This window comes from Vibrio sp. Y29_XK_CS5, from assembly GCF_024181835.1.
GTDB classification, from domain to species: Bacteria; Pseudomonadota; Gammaproteobacteria; order Enterobacterales; family Vibrionaceae; genus Vibrio; species Vibrio harveyi.
In genome coordinates, this window is record NZ_JAMZAM010000003.1 from 474,021 (window position 1) to 493,675 (window position 19,655).

Annotated in this window: 17 protein-coding genes; 13 read left to right on the plus strand and 4 right to left on the minus strand. The window is 45.2% G+C overall.

What is annotated here, in order from left to right:
* Positions 1 to 54: 54 nt before the first annotated feature.
* A complete protein-coding gene (gene fldB / locus NL647_RS16110) occupies positions 55 to 573 on the minus strand; it encodes a flavodoxin FldB (protein WP_005447890.1) in 519 nt (172 codons plus the stop codon).
* Positions 574 to 731: 158 nt separating this feature from the next.
* On the opposite strand from fldB, the gene xerD reads away from it, so the two are divergent.
* From xerD to NL647_RS16145, 7 genes are all read left to right on the plus strand, one after another.
* Positions 732 to 1,649 carry a site-specific tyrosine recombinase XerD gene (gene xerD, locus NL647_RS16115; RefSeq protein ID WP_005447892.1) on the plus strand — a complete coding sequence of 306 codons (918 nt, stop codon included), beginning with the start codon at positions 732 to 734 and terminating at the stop codon, positions 1,647 to 1,649.
* 61 nt (positions 1,650 to 1,710) lie between these two features.
* On the plus strand, positions 1,711 to 2,499 hold the full coding sequence (gene dsbC, locus NL647_RS16120) for a bifunctional protein-disulfide isomerase/oxidoreductase DsbC (RefSeq protein ID WP_009697631.1): 789 nt from the start codon (positions 1,711 to 1,713) through the stop codon (positions 2,497 to 2,499).
* Between the two features lie 46 nt (positions 2,500 to 2,545).
* Positions 2,546 to 4,285 (plus strand): single-stranded-DNA-specific exonuclease RecJ, encoded by a 1,740-nt coding sequence (gene recJ, locus NL647_RS16125; RefSeq protein ID WP_005447894.1) that lies wholly within the window; start codon positions 2,546 to 2,548, stop codon positions 4,283 to 4,285.
* A 173-nt stretch (positions 4,286 to 4,458) separates the two neighbouring features.
* A protein-coding gene (prfB, locus tag NL647_RS16130) for a peptide chain release factor 2 (RefSeq protein WP_100208484.1) occupies positions 4,459 to 5,557 on the plus strand; the annotation gives its coding sequence in 2 pieces (ribosomal slippage) (positions 4,459 to 4,533 and positions 4,535 to 5,557; 1,098 coding nt in all).
* 34 nt (positions 5,558 to 5,591) lie between these two features.
* Entirely contained in the window at positions 5,592 to 7,109 is a 1,518-nt protein-coding gene (gene lysS / locus NL647_RS16135) for a lysine--tRNA ligase (protein ID WP_005447896.1), read from the plus strand.
* A gap of 247 nt (positions 7,110 to 7,356) precedes the next feature.
* A complete protein-coding gene (gene vpsR / locus NL647_RS16140; protein ID WP_009699342.1) occupies positions 7,357 to 8,691 on the plus strand; it encodes a cyclic-di-GMP-binding transcriptional regulator VpsR in 1,335 nt (444 codons plus the stop codon).
* 527 nt (positions 8,692 to 9,218) lie between these two features.
* Positions 9,219 to 9,470: a hypothetical protein gene (locus NL647_RS16145; protein WP_005447902.1), complete on the plus strand. Its 252-nt coding sequence runs from the start codon at positions 9,219 to 9,221 to the stop codon at positions 9,468 to 9,470.
* 142 nt (positions 9,471 to 9,612) lie between these two features.
* Here the strand turns inward: NL647_RS16145 and NL647_RS16150 are convergent, their stop codons facing one another.
* Positions 9,613 to 10,647, minus strand: a complete 1,035-nt coding sequence (locus NL647_RS16150; protein WP_253650390.1) for an NADP(H)-dependent aldo-keto reductase — start codon at positions 10,645 to 10,647, stop codon at positions 9,613 to 9,615.
* Between the two features lie 154 nt (positions 10,648 to 10,801).
* On the opposite strand from NL647_RS16150, the gene NL647_RS16155 reads away from it, so the two are divergent.
* A complete protein-coding gene (locus NL647_RS16155; RefSeq protein WP_005447906.1) occupies positions 10,802 to 11,113 on the plus strand; it encodes a DUF6482 family protein in 312 nt (103 codons plus the stop codon).
* 139 nt (positions 11,114 to 11,252) lie between these two features.
* Here NL647_RS16155 and mutH read toward each other — a convergent pair whose 3' ends face one another.
* Positions 11,253 to 11,933 (minus strand): DNA mismatch repair endonuclease MutH, encoded by a 681-nt coding sequence (gene mutH / locus NL647_RS16160; protein WP_253650391.1) that lies wholly within the window; start codon positions 11,931 to 11,933, stop codon positions 11,253 to 11,255.
* A gap of 618 nt (positions 11,934 to 12,551) precedes the next feature.
* Between mutH and rppH the strand changes: the two genes are divergently transcribed.
* From rppH to NL647_RS16185, 5 genes are read left to right on the plus strand one after another with little or no spacing between them, the layout of a single operon-like run.
* The gene (gene rppH / locus NL647_RS16165; protein WP_005434895.1) at positions 12,552 to 13,070 is read left to right on the plus strand and encodes an RNA pyrophosphohydrolase; all 519 of its coding nucleotides are present in this window, start codon (positions 12,552 to 12,554) and stop codon (positions 13,068 to 13,070) included.
* Between the two features lie 9 nt (positions 13,071 to 13,079).
* Positions 13,080 to 15,326 (plus strand): phosphoenolpyruvate--protein phosphotransferase, encoded by a 2,247-nt coding sequence (gene ptsP / locus NL647_RS16170; protein WP_017190105.1) that lies wholly within the window; start codon positions 13,080 to 13,082, stop codon positions 15,324 to 15,326.
* Positions 15,327 to 15,333: 7 nt separating this feature from the next.
* A complete protein-coding gene (locus NL647_RS16175; protein WP_253650392.1) occupies positions 15,334 to 16,125 on the plus strand; it encodes a sulfite exporter TauE/SafE family protein in 792 nt (263 codons plus the stop codon).
* A gap of 39 nt (positions 16,126 to 16,164) precedes the next feature.
* A complete protein-coding gene (lgt, locus tag NL647_RS16180) occupies positions 16,165 to 16,986 on the plus strand; it encodes a prolipoprotein diacylglyceryl transferase (RefSeq protein ID WP_253650393.1) in 822 nt (273 codons plus the stop codon).
* A gap of 9 nt (positions 16,987 to 16,995) precedes the next feature.
* Positions 16,996 to 17,847: a thymidylate synthase gene (locus tag NL647_RS16185; RefSeq protein ID WP_005434888.1), complete on the plus strand. Its 852-nt coding sequence runs from the start codon at positions 16,996 to 16,998 to the stop codon at positions 17,845 to 17,847.
* 380 nt (positions 17,848 to 18,227) lie between these two features.
* On the opposite strand, the gene NL647_RS16190 is transcribed toward NL647_RS16185, so the two are convergent.
* Positions 18,228 to 19,376 (minus strand): Na/Pi symporter, encoded by a 1,149-nt coding sequence (locus NL647_RS16190; protein WP_005447917.1) that lies wholly within the window; start codon positions 19,374 to 19,376, stop codon positions 18,228 to 18,230.
* Positions 19,377 to 19,655 lie beyond the last annotated feature (279 nt).

Consider the following 19,655-nt stretch of genomic DNA (forward strand, 5'->3'; position numbering starts at 1 on the left):
TTCGCCGGGCTTTTTGTTTATCTGTTGTCTAGCAAGTGCTGGATGCCGTATGACTTAAAGTGTGTCGTGGAACTCTACTAAGACTTGCTCACACCATTTCTCGATGCGCTCATCACTGAGTTCGTACTGGGAATCTTCATCCAACGCTAAGCCGACAAATTGACTGCCATCTTCTGTCAGTGCTTTTGATGCTTCGAACTCATAGCCTTCGTTTGGCCAGTAACCAATAAACTGCGCTCCCGTTGCTTTTAGCTCGTCATGCAGTAGACCCATCGCATCAAGGTACCACTCGCCGTAGCCTTCTTGGTCTCCCAAGCCGAATAAAGCTACGACTTTGCCTTTTAGCGGTGTGGTTGCAATATCTTCCCAGATAGCGCTCCAGTCTTCTTGGATTTCACCGAAGTCCCAAGTAGAGATACCAATTAGCAGTAAATCGTAATCTGCCATCAGCGACAGCGGTGTCTCTTTCACGTTGTGAATGTCGACAAGGTCTTCACCAATGATATTGCGAATTTTCTCTGCTGCCATTTCTGTGTAGCAGGTTGTTGAGCCGTAAAAGAGTCCGATTTTCATTATATTCGTCGTTTTTTATGTTGCTGTTGTGGCAGATTCTAACCATAAATCGGGGAAGATTGCAGCGAATATCCCGCGGGAGATGATTTTTTTATGGTATTGGTTGAGCAGTTGCCTTACTCTCAATACTGTAAATATAAACAGATAAGGAAGCGTTCATGACGGCACAACAGCCTGTCAATCAACAAGATTTTGGTCTGGTTGAACAATTCTTAGATGCAATGTGGATGGAGCGTGGTCTATCGGAGAACACGTTGGCTTCCTACCGAAATGATTTAATGAAATTGCTCGCGTGGATGGAGCAACATAGCTACCGTCTAGATTTCATCAGTTTGTCTGGTCTGCAAGAGTATCAAAGTTACCTCGTTGATTTAGATTACAAGCAGACATCCCGTGCGCGTATGTTGTCAGCGATTCGTCGCTTGTTCCAATACATTCACCGTGAAAAAGTACGCGGCGATGATCCGAGTGCGCTGTTGGTCAGCCCAAAGTTGCCTCAGCGTCTGCCTAAAGACATCAGTGAAGAGCAAGTGGACGCACTGCTTGATGCACCAGATCCTAATGATCCCGTTGAGCTGCGAGACAAAGCCATGCTTGAGCTACTCTACGCGACTGGGTTGCGTGTGACAGAGTTGGTCAGTCTGACAATGGAAAACGTCAGTTTGCGTCAAGGGGTAGTGCGCGTGACCGGTAAAGGTGGTAAAGAACGCCTGGTTCCTATGGGGGAAAACGCGGTCGATTGGATTGAAACTTTTATCCAGCAAGGTCGGTCTGCTCTATTGGGAGAGACTACGTCGGATGTGGTATTCCCAAGTAAACGTGCGAGACAAATGACCCGTCAGACCTTTTGGCACCGTATCAAGTACTACGCTGTGATAGCGGGTATTGATACCGACCAACTGTCTCCACACGTATTGCGCCATGCTTTTGCGACACACTTATTGAACTATGGCGCAGATCTCAGGGTCGTACAGATGCTGTTGGGGCATAGTGACTTATCGACAACGCAAATTTATACTCACGTGGCGACTGAACGATTGAAACAGATCCACAGTCAACACCACCCAAGAGCATAATGATGGTTTGGTTCATCCTTTGTCTCATTGGATGAAAAGATTTTATTTTAAGGTGAATTTAATGAGCGTATTACGCCGACTAACTCTGCTGACTTTACCGTTTTTCGTAACCGCTTGTGGTGCTGAAGAAAGTCAGGCAAAAACGGAAACTCCTGCACAACAAGTCGCGCCAGCGGCAAAACAGAACTTTGATGAAGCTGCGCTAAAAGCGAAGTTCTCTAAGCTGGGTGTGTCTATTCTTGATATCCAACCATCAGACGTTGCTGGACTATTAGAAATCCAAACCAATGGTGGTGTGTTGTTCGCATCAAACGATGGCAACCACTTTATTGCCGGTACACTTTACGCCATCGATGATAACGGCGGCTACAAAGACGTGATTGCTGAGCGTCAAGCACCATTGAACGCAGAGAAAATCGCGAAGTTCTCTGATAGCGTGATTGAATACAAAGCGGACAACGAGAAGTATGTGGTGACGGTATTTACCGATATCACGTGTGGTTACTGTGTACGTCTACACAGCCAGATGCAAGGTTACAACGACTTGGGTATTACTGTTCGTTACATGGCGTACCCTCGTCAAGGTGCAACAGGTCCAGTTGCTGAACAAATGGCGACAATTTGGTGTGCAGAAGATCCGAAATCAGCAATGCACAATGCAAAAGTTGAGCGCACTTTCGACAATCCAGCGAAAGATCTAAAACAGTGCAAAGAAACCATTCAAGCGCACTACAACCTAGGTCGTGAACTTGGTATTTCTGGTACGCCAGCAATCTTCCTACCAAGTGGTGAACTCGTAGGCGGTTACCTTCCACCGGCTGAACTACTAAAACGTTTAGAGCAACAATAATCCTTTAAGGAGCAGAGCCAGCGATATTCGTTGGCTCTTTTCAAACATGATAGAAATTCAACGACGTCCTGAACCGGATCTTTCTCTTCTTCCCGATTCCATTCCACCTATTCTCAAGCGCATCTACATTAACCGTGGTATCACAGATGTAGCACAGTTAGAGACTTCTGCTCGTGGCTTACATTCTTACCAACAGTTGGGTGGCATTGACCAGGCGGTTGAGTTGTTGTTCCAAGCCATTAATGAGCAAAAGCGCATTATTGTCGTTGGCGATTTTGATGCTGATGGCGCGACTAGCTCGGCGTTGTCAGTGCTTGCCCTACGTATGCTTGGCAGTAATAACGTGGACTACTTGGTGCCGAACCGCTTTGAAGATGGCTACGGCCTCAGTCCTGAAGTCGTGGACCAGGCGTTAGAGCTGGGTGCTGAGATGATTATGACGGTAGACAACGGTGTGTCGTCGATTGAAGGGGTTCGCTACGCCAAAGAAAACGGCATTACTGTACTGGTTACTGACCATCACTTACCAGGGCAAGAGCTGCCGAATGTGGATGCCATGGTGAACCCGAACCTCGACAGCTGTGCTTTCCCATCGAAAGCATTGGCAGGGGTTGGCGTTGCTTTCTATTTGATGATGGCGCTTTGTGTGTACATGCGTAAACAAAATTGGTTCGCGCAGCAAGGCATGCAAGAGCCTAAGTTGATGGAGTTGATCGACTTGGTTGCTCTCGGCACCGTCGCCGACGTTGTGCCGCTGGATGAAAATAACCGCATTCTTGTGCACCAAGGCTTGCAGCGTATTCGTGCAGGCAAAGCACGCCCGGGAATTCAAGCTCTGATTGAAGTCGCGAAGCGAGATGCTCGTCGTTTGGTTGCATCTGATTTTGGCTTTGCACTTGGTCCTCGTATTAATGCCGCAGGTCGTTTGGATGACATGTCTTTCGGTGTTGAACTACTGATGTGTAACAACATCCATGCGGCGCGTCGTATGGCGAGTGAGTTGGATGGTTTGAACCAAACCCGTAAAGAGATTGAAGAAGGGATGAAGCAAGAAGCGATGGCTTTTTGTGAGCGTCTTCAATTTGGTGAAAACAGTGAATTGCCTTACGGTTTAGCACTGTTCCAACGTGATTGGCACCAAGGTGTTATCGGTATTCTTGCTTCGCGCATTAAAGAGAAGTTCCATCGTCCTGTTATCGCCTTTGCCGATGGCGGAGAGGGGACAATTAAAGGTTCTTGTCGCTCTATTCCGGGGCTACACATGCGTGACGCGCTGGATTTCATCGATACGCAAAACCCAGGCTTGATCATCAAATTTGGTGGACACGCGATGGCGGCAGGCTTGACCATCAAAGAACAAGACTTCGAGCGCTTTAGCCGTTTGTTTGATGAAGTCGTGAAGAAAGAACTGGACGAAGCGGCGCTGAAAGGTGTGGTTATGTCGGACGGCGAGCTTAAACCCGAAGAATTCTCGATGAATGTTGCTGAACAATTGCGCTCAGGTGGTCCTTTTGGGCAAGCGTTCCCAGAACCTATCTTTGATGGTGAGTTCAAAGTATTGCACCAGAAACTGGTCGGTGAGAAGCACCTTAAGCTGATGCTAGAACCACTTTTCAAAGGTCATCCAACAAACGTCATGATCGATGGCATTGCATTTAATGTTGACTTGCGTCGTTGGCCGGATGCATCAGTGAAAACAGTACGCCTCGCGTATAAGTTGGATGTGAATGAGTTTCGCGGCAACCAATCATTACAGTTAATGATTGATCACATTGAAGCTAAGTAGGACCTAGAAAGTCACTTCTTTTAGAGTACGGTCGCCTTTTTGTGGGGCAAAAATTTTATGACCGTGCTCTCTCTAATTGCAATCTGATTTCCCAGCCGAAATTTTCCTGTATCTCGGTCACATTTTTGAGTAGAATTTCTCGGTTAAATTCTATTCTAAAATGTTGAGCCAACATGTTTGAAATCAATCCAATTAAAAACCGTCTACAGGACGTGTCTGAGCGCACGAATGTCCTGAGGGGGTATCTTTGACTATGACGCTAAGAAAGAGCGTCTAGAAGAAGTCAACGCAGAACTTGAACAACCAGATGTATGGAACGAACCAGAACGTGCACAAGCACTAGGTAAAGAGCGTGCATCTCTTGAAGCGGTTGTTGAAACTATCGATCAACTAGAGCAAGGTGTAGAGGACGTTGAAGGTCTTCTTGAGCTTGCGGTTGAAGAAGAAGATCAAGAAACGTTTGACGAGATCGAACCAGAACTTGCTGAGTTGGAAGAGAAGCTAGAACAGCTTGAATTCCGTCGTATGTTCTCTGGTGACCATGACAGCTCTGATTGCTACATTGATTTGCAAGCTGGCTCAGGTGGTACAGAGGCACAAGACTGGACCAACATGATGCTACGTATGTACCTACGTTGGGCTGAAGCAAAAGGCTTCAAATCTGAGGTGATCGAAGTATCGGAAGGCGAAGTTGCGGGTCTTAAGGGCGCAACAGTGAAGATCTCTGGTGAGTACGCTTACGGCTGGCTACGCACAGAAACAGGCGTTCACCGCCTAGTTCGTAAATCGCCATTCGATTCAGGCGGTCGTCGTCATACTTCATTTGCTTCTGCGTTTATCTACCCAGAGATTGATGAAAACATTGATATCGACATTAACCCATCTGACCTACGTATCGACGTTTACCGTGCGTCAGGTGCTGGTGGTCAGCACGTAAACACCACCGAATCTGCGGTTCGTATTACACACGTACCAACGAACACAGTGGTTCAGTGTCAGAATGACCGTTCTCAACATAAGAACAAAGATCAGGCAATGAAACAGCTTCGAGCGAAGCTATTTGAGCTTGAATTGCAAAAGCAAAACGCGGAAAAACAAGCTAATGAAGACGCTAAGTCTGACATTGGCTGGGGTAGCCAGATCCGTTCTTACGTATTGGATGACTCACGCATTAAAGACCTCCGTACGGGCGTTGAAAACCGTAATACTCAAGCGGTTCTTGATGGCGATCTGGACAAATTTATTGAAGCTAGCCTGAAATCAGGTCTATAAAGCTTTTCACCGACAAAAACAGGATACATCGAAAATGACTGATGCTGTTCAAAACGAAACTGTACAAGAAGAAAACAAGCTAATTGCTGAACGCCGCGCTAAACTGGATGAAATCCGAAAGAGCTGCAAAGCAAATGGCCACCCAAACGACTTCCGTCGTGACGCACTAGCGGGCGACCTTCAAAAAGAGTTCGGTGAAAAGACGAAGGAAGAGCTAGAAGAGCTTAACCACGTAGTTGCAATCGCTGGTCGTATCATGGCTAAGCGTGGTCCATTCCTAGTAATCCAAGAGACTTCTGGTCGTATTCAAGCTTACGCTGACAAAGCGGTTCAAAAAGTACTAAAAGACAAATACCAAGGTCTTGATATCGGTGACATCATCGGTGTTAAAGGTGCGCTGCACAAATCAGGTAAAGGCGACCTATACGTGAACATGGAAGAGTACGAGTTGCTAACTAAAGCACTTCGTCCACTACCAGAGAAGTTCCACGGTCTAACTGACCAAGAGATGCGTTACCGTCAACGTTACGTTGACCTAATCGTTAACGAAGATTCTCGTCAAGCGTTCGTAGTACGTTCTAAAGTAATGTCTGCAATCCGTAACTTCATGATCTCTAAACAGTTCATGGAAGTTGAAACGCCAATGATGCACGTTATCCCTGGCGGTGCGAGTGCGCGTCCATTTATCACGCACCACAACGCACTAGACATGCCAATGTACCTACGTATCGCGCCTGAGCTATACCTGAAACGTCTAGTTGTTGGTGGTTTTGATCGCGTATTCGAAATCAACCGTAACTTCCGTAACGAAGGTCTTTCTCCACGTCACAACCCAGAATTCACAATGATGGAATTCTACATGGCGTACGCGGATTACAAAGATCTTATGGACCTAACTGAAGAACTACTAAGCTCAGTCGCTCTAGAAGTTCTAGGTTCAACGTCAATGCCTTACGGTGATGACACGGTTGAGTTTGGTGGCACTTACACTCGTATGAGCATGTTTGAAGCAATCAAGCACTACAACCCAGACCACGCACAAATCCAAGCGCTAACAGAAGAAGACATTCAAAACCGTGACCTAATGGTTTCTATCGCGAAATCAGTGCACGTTGAAGTCGAACCTTTCTGGACATGTGGTCAGCTTCTTGAAGAAATCTTCGGTGAAACTGCAGAACCTAAGCTAATGCAGCCAACGTTCATCACTGGCTACCCAGCGGACATCTCTCCTCTGGCTCGTCGTAGCGATGACAACCCATTCTTCACAGACCGCTTTGAGTTCTTCATCGGTGGTCGTGAAGTAGCAAACGGCTTCTCTGAGCTTAACGATGCAGAAGACCAAGACGCGCGTTTCAAAGCACAGGTAGAAGCGAAAGAGTCTGGTGATGACGAAGCAATGTTCTACGATGCAGACTACATCACTGCACTAGAGCACGGTCTACCACCAACAGCAGGTCAAGGTATCGGTATCGACCGCCTAGTTATGCTGCTGACTAACACGCACACTATCCGTGACGTGATCCTATTCCCAGCGATGCGCCCACAAGCGTAAATCTCCTCGCTGAGTAATGAAAAAACCACCTTCGGGTGGTTTTTTTGTATCTTTAATTTGAATAAATTCAACTGTTTGCATTTGATTGTATATAAGAGGTCTAAATAAGCATTCGCCAAATCTCAATCTGTTGCATAGTCTTAATATTGAGACAGACTTCAGCGCGCGTAGTCTCGATAATGTTACCCGTTCGCAAAGATGGGTTTGTGGCGCGAAATTTCTATGAACAATCAATAAGGGTTAGAGAATGGCTGGGCAGTTTAAGATGGATTCCATTCCGGGATCGCTTGTAGTAGTTGGCGGTACTTATGAACCTTGGCTTTCGGTGCTAGAGCAAGTGGGATGGAAATGTCACCAAGTGGGTGATTTACGTAAAGCCAACACATTGTTAGAAGATATTGGTCCATGTATTGGTATAGTTGACCTTAGCCATGACGAGTTCAGTCTTAATGGTTTGGCGAACTTAGTGAGTTCTCACAAGCACGTTCGTTGGTTAGCCTTCATCCGTGAATCTCAACTCGGAACTGATACCATCTGTCAGTTCATTGTGAACTTCTGTATCGACTTTTTCACGGCACCAATCCCTGATGCACAGCTATTGAGTACCATTGGTCACCAACTTGGTATGTTGAAGCTAGAGAAAAAAGTATGGCCAAGCTTTGGTAGCAGCTTAGACATGGGGCTGATCGGCGAATCTATCCCAATGAAACGTCTACGTGACCAAGTGAAACGTATCGGTCCAACCGATGTAAGTATTCTAATCTATGGTGAAAGCGGTACAGGCAAAGAAGCTGTTGCACGTGCGATTCATAAAGTATCCTCACGTTCTCACAAGCCATTCCTATCAATTAACTGTCGCGCGCTTAACGAGCAACGCTTCCAAGCCGAAGTCTTTGGCATTGATGCTGATGACGATATGGAAGCAAGTCTGCTTGAGCAGGCTGATGGTGGTACCGTGCTTTTCAACGATATCTTGACCATCTCTAAAGAACAGCAGATGAACCTTCTGCGTTTCTTGCAAGAAGGCACGATTGAAACTCGTGATGGTGCGAAAAATGTTAACGTTCGTGTTCTTGCTGCTAACTCTTCTGATGTTGAAAAAGCACTGATTGATGGTGACTTCAATGAAGAGCTTTACCATTACATCAATGTGCTTCGCATTAATGTGCCAAGCTTGAAAGAACGCGCAAGTGATATCGCATTATTGGCGCGCTTCTACCTACAAGAGTTCTCAAAAGAATATAACTCGCAGGCGAAAAGCTTTTCTGAAGATGCGCTGAAAGCACTGACACGTTACTTCTGGCCAGGTAATGTGCGTGAGTTGATGAACCAAGTCAAACGCGCTGTACTGATGTCGGATAGCGTAATGATTGAAGAACATCATCTTGATCTTCCACAACGCAATGATTCTAAACGTAGCTTGAAGTCAATTCGTGAAAAGAGCGAGCGTGATGCACTGCTTGTTGTGTTGGAATCACATTCCGGTCAGGTATCGAACGCAGCGAAAGAGCTTGGCGTATCGCGCGCAACCATGTATCGACTATTGAACAAGCATAATTTGATTTCAGAGCAGACGGTTTAATCTAATTTGAATCAGTAAGTGCTGACGAAACAACTTATCCCAAAAAGGAGTGCATATGCGCTCCTTTTTTGTGAATAGAATTCGGTTATTTATAAAACTCGATGTTTTATATATTCCTTAGTTGAATATGTTATTCAAAAAACCATATGAAACCTAATTTTAGGTCATTGGTTTGTTTTTAATCGAAAGGATAAAAATTGTTTGATAAATATCCTCCGTTGCTTACAATTTAGCCGTAACTCAAAGAGTTATACCACATCAATCACGGATTAATTTTTAGCTAGGAGGCGCAAGATGAAACATTACGTTGTTAACACCACTGCTTGCGCTGATCGTATGCCTGCTGTTCGCTCAACCTTTGATGCGACTAAACAGGATGCCACTGGCTCATTAGATTAAATTAATCCGTAACCTATCTCTTTTACTAGGCTGCGGAAAAGTAGCGGCTTAGTCTCAACAGAATTTTTCTGTCCAATTACGCACTATTTTTCCCAGTCGATCCTTTATCGCAATTTGGAGAATAAGTTATGCGTCACTCTATCTATCTGAAACTAGCAACTGTGCTATTGAAAGCAGATCTAAAACGTGAAGAAAAACAATGGCAACGTATGGTTCGTCGTAGCTCACATGATATTCCATGGACTAACGAACACTTGCTAAAAGATATTGGCTTAGATAAAGACGGCCGCTCAACTCGAACTAGCGTCCCAGACGCCGTAAAAGTTGATCGTCGAGTTCGCCATCTTCGCCGAGTTTTAACTTCGCGAATACTGACGTAATCAAAAGCCCAAATTGAACTTTCCTTAATGCACTTGGTTCAATTTGGGCTTGATAGAAACAAACTAGGCTGACCACTATGGTCAGCCTGTTTTGTTTTTAGTGTCCGTTACTTTAGTGTGTTGGTCACGTCAACATGAAGTCTTACGGACAAGGGTTTGAGTAAGTGGTGCCAATCGCTTGGATGTCATTGAGTAACGCTTCACTGAGGTGAACATCGATACTGTCGATATTGGATTTAAGTTGTTCTAGGTTAGTAGCGCCAATGATATTAGAACCCACAAATGGTCGCTGATTGACGAAGGCAAGTGCCATTTGCGAAGGATCCAAACCATGGTCACGAGCTAGATTGACGTATGCTTCTGTTGCTTTCACGCCTTGTGGAGTGAAGTAACGAGCAAAGCGTTCCCAAATAGTGCATCGGGCACCTTCTGGCTTCGCATCGTTGAGGTATTTACCGCTTAAACAACCAAAGGCTAGAGGTGAGTAAGCAAGTAGCTGAACGCCTTCATAATGGCTGATTTCAGACAAACCAACTTCAAAGCTGCGGTTCAACAAGTTATATGGGTTTTGGATTGAAACTATTCTAGGCAGATCGTGTTTTTCTGCTAAACGCAGCAGTGACATCACACCCCATGGGGTTTCGTTCGATACACCTATGTAACGTACCTTGCCTGCTTTAACTAGTTCGGTCAGTGCTTCAAGTGTTTCGATCAGTGTGACTTCTTCTTGCTTATCTGGGTAAGGGTAGTTGAGTTGACCAAAGCAGTTGGTTTGGCGTTGTGGCCAGTGCAATTGGTATAGATCGACATAATCGGTTTGTAGACGCTTGAGACTGTCATCGATAGCGGTATGAATATGGCGACGATTCAGACTCATGTTCTCTCGAATATAAGGCACGTTGCGTGGACCAGCGACTTTCGTTGTCAATACCACTTTTTCGCGCTTGCCACTTTTCGCTAACCAATTTCCAATATATTGCTCAGTGAGTCCTTGTGTTTCTGCTTTTGGTGGAACGGGATACATCTCTGCAGTATCAATAAAGTTCACGCCACGGTCGAGGGCGAAGTCGAGTTGTTGAAACGCTTCTTGTTCGGTGTTTTGCTCACCAAACGTCATAGTGCCAAGGCAGATCTTACTGATCTCGAGTGATGAGTGCGGTAGTTTTGTATATTGCATTTCACGTCCTTGAAGAATTACCGACTGAATAAGTCATTCCAATATAGGGGATTTTTAGTCGCTGTCGCAAATGATTTAACTTTCGCTTTGTAGTTAACTCGAAAGTTATCAATACGGTAACTAGACTTAAAAGATCTTGTGAAGGAGGTGCATTATGCAGAAGCATCAACTCGACATGTGGTTGCATGGCCACCACAAAGACTCCTACAAAACACCGAAGGTCTTTGTGATAGGTTGTTCTGATGTCTCTGACTATCTATTAGCAGTGGAGTACAAACACCAACTTGAGCCGATCAAAGATGGCGAAGATCCGATTCACTTTGGATCGTTAGACTTGGTGAAAGAAGAACTGCTTAGGTTGGGGATTGATAAAGCTTATTTAAGACTGCACAACGCGTACGATGAATTTGGTAGCGATGGTGCAGCCTCATATTGTGATATTGAATTGTCACTGGTAACGCATTAGGGGCTGTTGATCTTTTGAGCTGATTTTTGCCGCACTTTGTGGGAAATTTCTACAAGACAAAGGCTTTGAAGCGTAGCTAGCCTGCATGAGAAGCCGATAACGCTGTAGAAATGAACCGCAAAAGACCAACAGAACCTAGTTACTCGGATTGAGCGTTGATATAGTGCTTCAGTAGGATCTGCTCAGTAAACTGTGTTCTGAGGTAGAATCCGCGAGGCAGGGTTTTGATCGGTTTACCATTTGAACTGTATGCTTCTGTTAAAGCTTTTGCGTTTGCAGCTTTTGGTCGTAAGTGCAGTGCCTCTCCATGTCTGGCGGAAATTTGATCAAACTTACCTAACACGATCATTTCCATCAGCTCTTCCCAATCGTTTTTTAGGACTAGCTCCTCTTCCTGGTCTGGTGACCAAATCAATGGACTGCCAACTCGTCGCTCTGCTAAAGGAATTTCGCGCTCGCCTTCCACGGGAACCCAAAGTACGCGGGAAAGTTTGTTGCGTACGTGACTGGTTTCCCATGTTAAGCCTTGTACACCAGTCAATGGTGCTACAGAGACAAAAGTGGTTTCTAATGGCTTACCAGAATAACTGATCGGAATGCTTTTTAGTTCGATCCCAAGTTTAGCGAAATCTTGTTGCGGCTTACTACCCGCAGGCGCACCCAAATGCCATTCAAGCAATTGACCAACCCAACCTTTGTAGCGTTTCAAGTTCTCTGGAACGGTCATGCCAGCCTCTTCGGCAAGCTCAGCAAAGCTTAAGCCAGCAATGTCGTGCGCGCGTTCCATCAGTTCAGCTTCGGATTGTGGTTCTGGTTTCATAATGACAAGGTGGTATTGGAAAACATCTAGTCTAACAAATTTGAATAAAATCCTCTGTCTAAGATTTCATCGAGCTGGATTAAGAATGATCAATTCATAACTTATCCACAGATTAGGAAGTGACCAATAGGATCTCTAGCTGAGCTGGATGAATAAACAGGGGTTTAGGTAGCGATTGAGACTTGCTTTTATTGAGATGCCATGAAGTCCTACCTGTCTAATGTGGATAAATAACCGATTGTGCGATCTTTGACCGATCTGTATTTGATGAAAAGATCATCAAGGCAAATAAGATCAATAAATCATCAATATTGCTTTTTATTCCTTTTTAATCATTTAGTTATCTATTTTTGGTTGAGCCTTTATAAATGTCGACAATAATGGTTTTGAACAAAATTCTTTGTTGATAGCGTTTTCTTCACAAAGTTATTCACAGAAAAGGTGAATAAATGTGGGCTATGTCTCAAACTTGTGTTGATAAAATAATGTCTGTTCAAAAGATATCCAAAACGGGGCGAAAGGTAATAAATCTTGCTCATATCACATCAGTAAGTTTGCTAGTAATGGGGATATGTGGAAAAATCACGGTAATAAAAAATTATTCATAGAGGTTAGCCAGTGATAGATGGCGATGGTTACCGACTCAATGTTGGTATTGTGATATGTAATAACCATGGTCAGGTCTTCTGGGCTAAACGATACGGGCAACACTCATGGCAATTTCCACAAGGTGGGATTGACGAAGGTGAAACACCTGAACAAGCCATGTTCAGGGAGTTATATGAAGAAGTCGGTCTGACGAAAAAAGACGTTAAGATCATCGCTACAAGTCGTCATTGGTTAAGATATAAGCTACCAAAGCGATTGGTGCGTTGGGACTCCAAGCCTGTTTGTATCGGCCAAAAACAGAAATGGTTTCTGCTGCGATTAGAGTGCGATGAGTCTCGCATCAATATGCAGCGCGGGAAATCCCCTGAATTTGATGGTTGGCGCTGGGTAAGCTACTGGTATCCAGTTAGGCAAGTTGTTTCTTTCAAACGTGACGTATACCGTCGAGCAATGAAAGAGTTTGCATCTTTAGCCATGCCTTTTCGAGAGCGTAAGACGAAAGGGAAAAGAAAAAAGCAACGTAGATAGAGGGTTAACATGCTCAGTCAGCTAAGGGAAATAGTTGAGAAAGTCTCCAGAGTCGATGATGTGCATCTGGCACTCGATATATTGGTAAAAGAGACTTGTGCCGCCCTATGCACTGAATGTTGTACTATCTATCTTGCTAACGAAGAAATGCAGCGCCTTGAGTTAATGGCAACTCAAGGCCTTATTTTTGAAGGCGATAGCATCCATATCAACTTCAATGAAGGCTTGGTTGGTTTGGTGAAGCGCAGTGCAGAGCCACTTAACTTAGCAGAAGCTTCCACTCACCCTGATTTCAAATTCTTCCCCCAATTAGGCGAGCAGGTTTATCACTCCTTCCTTGGTACGCCAATCATTCATCGCAAACAAGTACTTGGCGTGTTGGTTATCCAGCAGAAAACACCGCGTTTGTTCAGTGAGATGGAAGAGTCTTTCCTTGTTACCCTATCGGCACAGCTTGCGGTGCTCATTGCCCATGCGCAAAACCTCGGTCATTGGCAACTTGCTTCCAAACCTACGGTGATCAAAGGCCTACCGGCTTCAACTGGGGTAGCGATTGGTGAGTTCTGGTTTGATAATACACAACCAAACTTAAATGATGTGTTTCCTGCGTCTGCGTTAGATAAAGAGCGTGAGCATGAACTTTTAGCGGTTGCAGTAGAGAGGGCATTGAGTGATTTTCGCCGTATGCGGAAAAAGTTCGACAGCGAAATCAATAAAGATGCCTTGGCGATCTTCGACCTTTTTACCCACTTACTTAACGATCCAATGTTGCGTGGTGATCTGAAGAAGCAGATCGAGAAAGGCGACCGAGCAGATTGGGCGTTGCGACAAGTTGTTGAGACCTATTCGAACCGCTTTGCACGTATGTCGGATGTGTATCTGCGTGAACGTGCGCAAGATATTCGTGAACTAGGACAACGCCTGCTCTATTTCTTGCACAATAGCGAGCAAGAACATGCCTCGATCGATCGTCCGGTGATCTTGGTTGCCAATGAACTGACGGCCACGTTATTAGCGTCGATTCCAAAACAACACCTTTTAGCGGTCGTGTCATTGGAAGGTGCAGCGAACTCTCACGCGGCGATTCTTTCAAGGGCATTGGGTGTACCTGCCATCATGGGCGCGAACATTAACACCAGTGTCGTGAATGGCAAGAAGGGGATTGTGGATGGTTACACTGGTGAGATCTATTTAGAACCTAACAGGCAGCTTCTACGCGAGTATCGTAGCCTTGTGAGTGAGGAGTCTGAACTGTTCGCCATGGTGAACAAAGACTTGGCACTGCCAGCCATTACAAAAGACGATTGCCACATTGAAGTGATGCTTAACGCGGGGTTGAGTGCCGATAGCAATATCGCGATCAACTCAGGTGTCGATGGCGTTGGTCTGTATCGAACAGAAATCGCTTTTTTACTTCAGCATCACTTTCCCTCTGAAGATGAGCAGTATCATCAGTACCAAGCAATTCTTAATAGTTATCCGAATCAGCGCGTTGTGATGCGTACCTTGGACATCGGTGGTGATAAGCCATTGCCGTATCTGCCGATTGATGAAGATAATCCGTTCTTGGGCTGGCGCGGTATTCGTTTTACTTTGGATCATCCGGATATCTTTTTGATCCAACTGAGAGCGATGCTAAGGGCGAGTGCTGAAAGCGGCAACTTAAGTATTTTGCTTCCTATGGTTTCGGGAATAAAAGAGCTCGATGACGCGATTACGCTTATCAATCAAGCGTACAGTGAAGTCGTGTTGCTGGATGAGCGAATTCAAGCACCAAAGGTTGGGGTGATGATAGAAGTCCCATCAATGGTGTACTTGTTACCGGCCATTGCTCATCGTGTTGACTTTGTTTCGGTGGGTACTAACGACTTAACGCAATATTTGTTGGCAGTTGATCGGAACAATTCCCGTGTTGCGGATGTCTATGAATCCATGCATCCCGCGGTGTTGTTAGCGTTAAAACAAATTCACGATGTTTGCCACCAGTATCAAGTACCTGTGTGTATTTGTGGTGAGCTAGCAGGTGATCCATTTGGTGCGCTGCTCCTGTTGGGCTTAGGCTACAACAGTTTGAGCATGAACACCTCGAACGTGGCTAAGGTGAAGTATTTGATTCGTCATAGCCAACAAAAAGAACTAGAAAAACTCGTCGAGAAAGCCATGTCATGCTCTTACGGGCAAGAAATCCATCAAATGATGCATGATTTCTTTATCCAGCAAGGCTTTGCCGGCTTTATTCGTGCAGGTAAGAAGTAGGGTAACAGTGACCATCTCTTTATTTATATTATTGCTCGCGCTAGGCGCTTTTGTAGGCGTGATGGCGGGGCTTCTTGGTATCGGAGGCGGGCTGATTGTCGTACCTGCGTTACTATACCTTCTTCCTCTTGCTGGTATCTCTCCTGAAATGAGCATGCATATGGCATTAGCAACGTCATTAGCGAGTATCATTGTCACATCAGGTTCTTCTGCACTGAACCACCTGAAGCTTGGGAATGTCGATATGTTTGTCGTCAAATGGTTGATGCCTGGCGTGGTTATCGGTGGTTTTGTTGGGGCTAATATCGCGGAATGGATCCCGACTCATTACCTACCGAAAGTCTTCGGTGTGATTGTGCTGTGCTTAGCAATACAAATGTTTCGCTCCATCAAGACGAAAAGTGAGAAGCCAATGCCGAGTAGTCCGGTCACTATGATGTACGGAACGGGAATTGGTGTAGTCTCTAGTCTTGCTGGTATTGGCGGTGGTTCTCTGTCGGTGCCTTTCTTAAACAAGCATGGCATTGAAATGCGCAAAGCGGTTGGCTCCTCATCGGTATGCGGTTGTGTCATTGCGATTTCAGGCATGATTGGATTTATCTTGCATGGCTACAAAGTTGAGGAGTTACCTGACTACAGTATTGGCTATGTTTACCTACCAGCTTTAGCGGCGATTGCGATGACGTCGATGCTCACGACGAAAGTCGGCGCTAAAATGGCAACCAACCTTCCTACGGCAGTCTTAAAAAAGATCTTTGCTGTGTTCTTGATGTTTGTTGCAGCGACCATGCTGCTGTAAAGTCCACCTGTTTTATTAGTAATAAGAAGAGAATGAGTTATGTCTCAGGGATACTTAGAATTTCCCAATATTGATCCGGTTTTAGTCTCTATTGGTCCTGTTTCTGTTCGTTGGTACGGTTTGATGTACCTAGTCGGCTTTATGTTCGCACTATGGTTGGCAAATCGTCGCGCAGATAAACCGGGTAGTGGTTGGACGCGTGAACAAGTTTCAGACTTGTTGTTCGCTGGTTTCCTTGGGGTAGTGATTGGTGGTCGAGTTGGCTACGTTATCTTCTACAACTTTGATTTGTTCTTAGCAGACCCCCTATACCTATTTGAAGTTTGGACTGGCGGCATGTCATTCCACGGCGGTTTGTTAGGTGTTATCACGGCAATGTTCTGGTACGCACATAAGAATGGTCGAACTTTCTTCGGTGTGGCTGACTTTGTGGCTCCGCTCGTGCCGTTTGGTCTTGGCATGGGGCGTATGGGTAACTTCATGAACAGTGAACTTTGGGGACGCGTAACAGATGTGCCATGGGCGATCATCTTCCCGAATGGTGGCCCACTGCCTCGTCACCCATCTCAGCTTTATGAGATGTTCCTAGAGGGCATTGTGCTGTTCTTCATTCTGAACTGGTTCATCAAAAAGCCTCGTCCTTTAGGTGCGGTATCAGGGCTATTTTTAGCTGGATATGGTACATTCCGTTTCCTAGTTGAGTTTGTTCGCGAACCGGATGCACAGCTTGGTCTATTTGGTGGTTACATTTCGATGGGACAAATCCTATCGTCACCGATGATCATTCTGGGTGTTCTTATGATGGTTTGGGCGTACAAACGTGGTCTTTACCAAGACAAAGTCCAAGCAGAAACGAAGTAAGGAATTGGTGTGAAACAGTATTTAGATTTGTGTCAGCGTATCGTTGACCAAGGCACTTGGGTTGAAAACGAGCGCACAGGCAAACGCTGCCTAACGGTGATCAACGCAGACTTGACCTACGATGTTGCCAACAACCAATTCCCATTAGTTACGACACGTAAGAGCTTTTGGAAAGCGGCAGTTGCTGAGCTACTTGGCTACATTCGTGGCTACGACAACGCAGAAGATTTCCGTAAGCTAGGTACGAAAACGTGGGATGCGAACGCAAACCTAAATGAAGCATGGCTAAACAACCCGTTCCGCAAAGGTGAAGATGACATGGGACGTGTATATGGCGTTCAAGGTCGTTCATGGGCGAAGCCAGATGGCGGTCATATCGACCAACTGCGTAAGATTGTGGATGATTTAACGCGTGGTGTTGATGACCGTGGTGAAATCCTAAACTTCTACAACCCGGGTGAATTCCACATGGGTTGTTTGCGTCCATGTATGTACAGCCACCACTTCTCACTGTTAGGTGACACGCTCTACTTAAACAGCACGCAACGCTCTTGTGATGTCCCGCTAGGTCTGAATTTCAATATGGTTCAAGTGTATGTGTTCTTGGCAATCATGGCGCAAATCACGGGCAAGAAACCTGGTCAGGCATACCACAAGATTGTTAACGCACACATCTACGAAGATCAGCTTGCACCAATGCGTGACATTCAGTTGAAACGTGAGCCACTAAAAGCCGCAACTTTCCACATCAACCCAGAAATTAAATCGCTAGAAGATTTAGAAACATGGGTAACCCTAGATGACTTCTGGGTAGAAGGTTACGAGCATCACGATCCAATTCAGTACCCGTTCTCAGTTTAACGAGTATGTTGAGTTTTCTAAGCCGCCTGCATGGCGGTTTTTTTACGCCTGAAGGGCAGGGAAAGAAGGGAACGGGCTTCACCCTATAGAACGCTGCGCTTCGAGAGCCGGGAGCGGACTTTGCCCTGAGGAACGCTTCGCTTCGAGACGTGAGAGGGAATAAAAGATCCCCAACTCGCTCGTACCTCGCTCTTGAAGATGACTTTCAACCACTCTGAAATCAAACGGTGTCATTCCCGAAAGCGACGAAGGAGCGTCGTCGGAAATCTCTTTTACCATAGTTTACTGCGTGATTAAGAAATGAGAGCGCTTCTTGCTTCCCCAAAACGAAAAAAGGCTCCACCGAAGTGGAGCCTAAATAAGCGATGGTAATCTTATTATTATGCTGTCAGAGCAAGGATAGAACCTGGTAGTACGATGAATACTGCTAGTAGGTAACCTGCTACAACTGCTTTGTTCTTAATCGCCATTTCTGAAATCACTTCTGCACATTTCACTGGAATCTCACGTAGGAACGGGATACCGAAGATGAACAGTGTCGCCAGAATGTTGAACGTTAGGTGTACTAGTGCAATTTGTAGTGCGAATACTGCGAACTCGCCAGATACCGCTGTTGCTGCTAGTAGAGCCGTGATACATGTACCAATGTTTGCACCAAGAGTGAACGGGTAGATGTCACGTACTTTTAGAACACCTGAGCCTACAAGTGGAACCATTAGACTTGTTGTCGTAGAAGAAGACTGAACAAGAACAGTTACTACTGAGCCCGATACGATACCGTGGATAGGACCACGACCGATTGCGTTCTTAAGGATGTCACGTGCACGACCAACCATTAGGCTCTTCATTAGCTTACCCATAACAGTGATAGCTACGAAGATAGTACCGATACCTAGAGCGATTAGCGCTACGCCACCCATAGTGTCGCCAAATGTTGCTAGTGGCTCTTTGATTGCACTTACTACTGGTTTCGTGATTGGCTTGATGAAATCAAAGCCTTTCATGCTCATATCACCTGTGTTTAGTAATGGTGACACCAACCAGTGAGAGATTTTCTCTAGGATGCCGAACATCATTTCCAGTGGTAGGAAGATCAGTACTGCAAGTAAGTTGAAGAAATCGTGGATTGTTGCGCTTGCGAATGCACGTTTGAATTCGTCTTTACAACGAACGTGACCAAGCGAAACCAGTGTATTTGTTACGGTTGTACCGATGTTCGCACCCATTACCATAGGGATAGCGGTTTCTACAGGTAGACCACCTGCAACCAAACCTACAATAATAGAAGTTACGGTACTGGAAGATTGGATCAGTGCCGTAGCCACCAAACCGATCATTAGACCTGCGACTGGGTGAGACGCAAATTCAAAGAGTACTTTAGCTTGATCACCAGTCGCCCATTTGAAGCCGCTACCAACCATAGATACTGCTAGAAGAAGCAGATACAACATGAATGCCAAGTTAGCCCAGCGTAACCAGCGAGTCGTACTCGAGATTGGTGCTGCTGTAGAAGTAGCTTGGTTCATCATAATTTTCTCCGTGGACCTTTCAGTTCGTTTATTTGGTCTGTTGTTGAAACTGAGGGCGATGTTAGAGATGAAATATTTCAGTAATATTACAGTTAGGTTTCTATAGAGGATTTTTATTATTCTTTTTGATAGTTATCCGTGAAGAAAATTTCACATCAAATTAAGGTGTTGATTATTAAGGGTATTTATTGCTTATAGATCGGCGGGTTTATTTCTGGGCAAGATCAAAAAAGTGCGTTTGGCTTCAAGTTTTATGACAGTGTGAATCTTATACTTTCG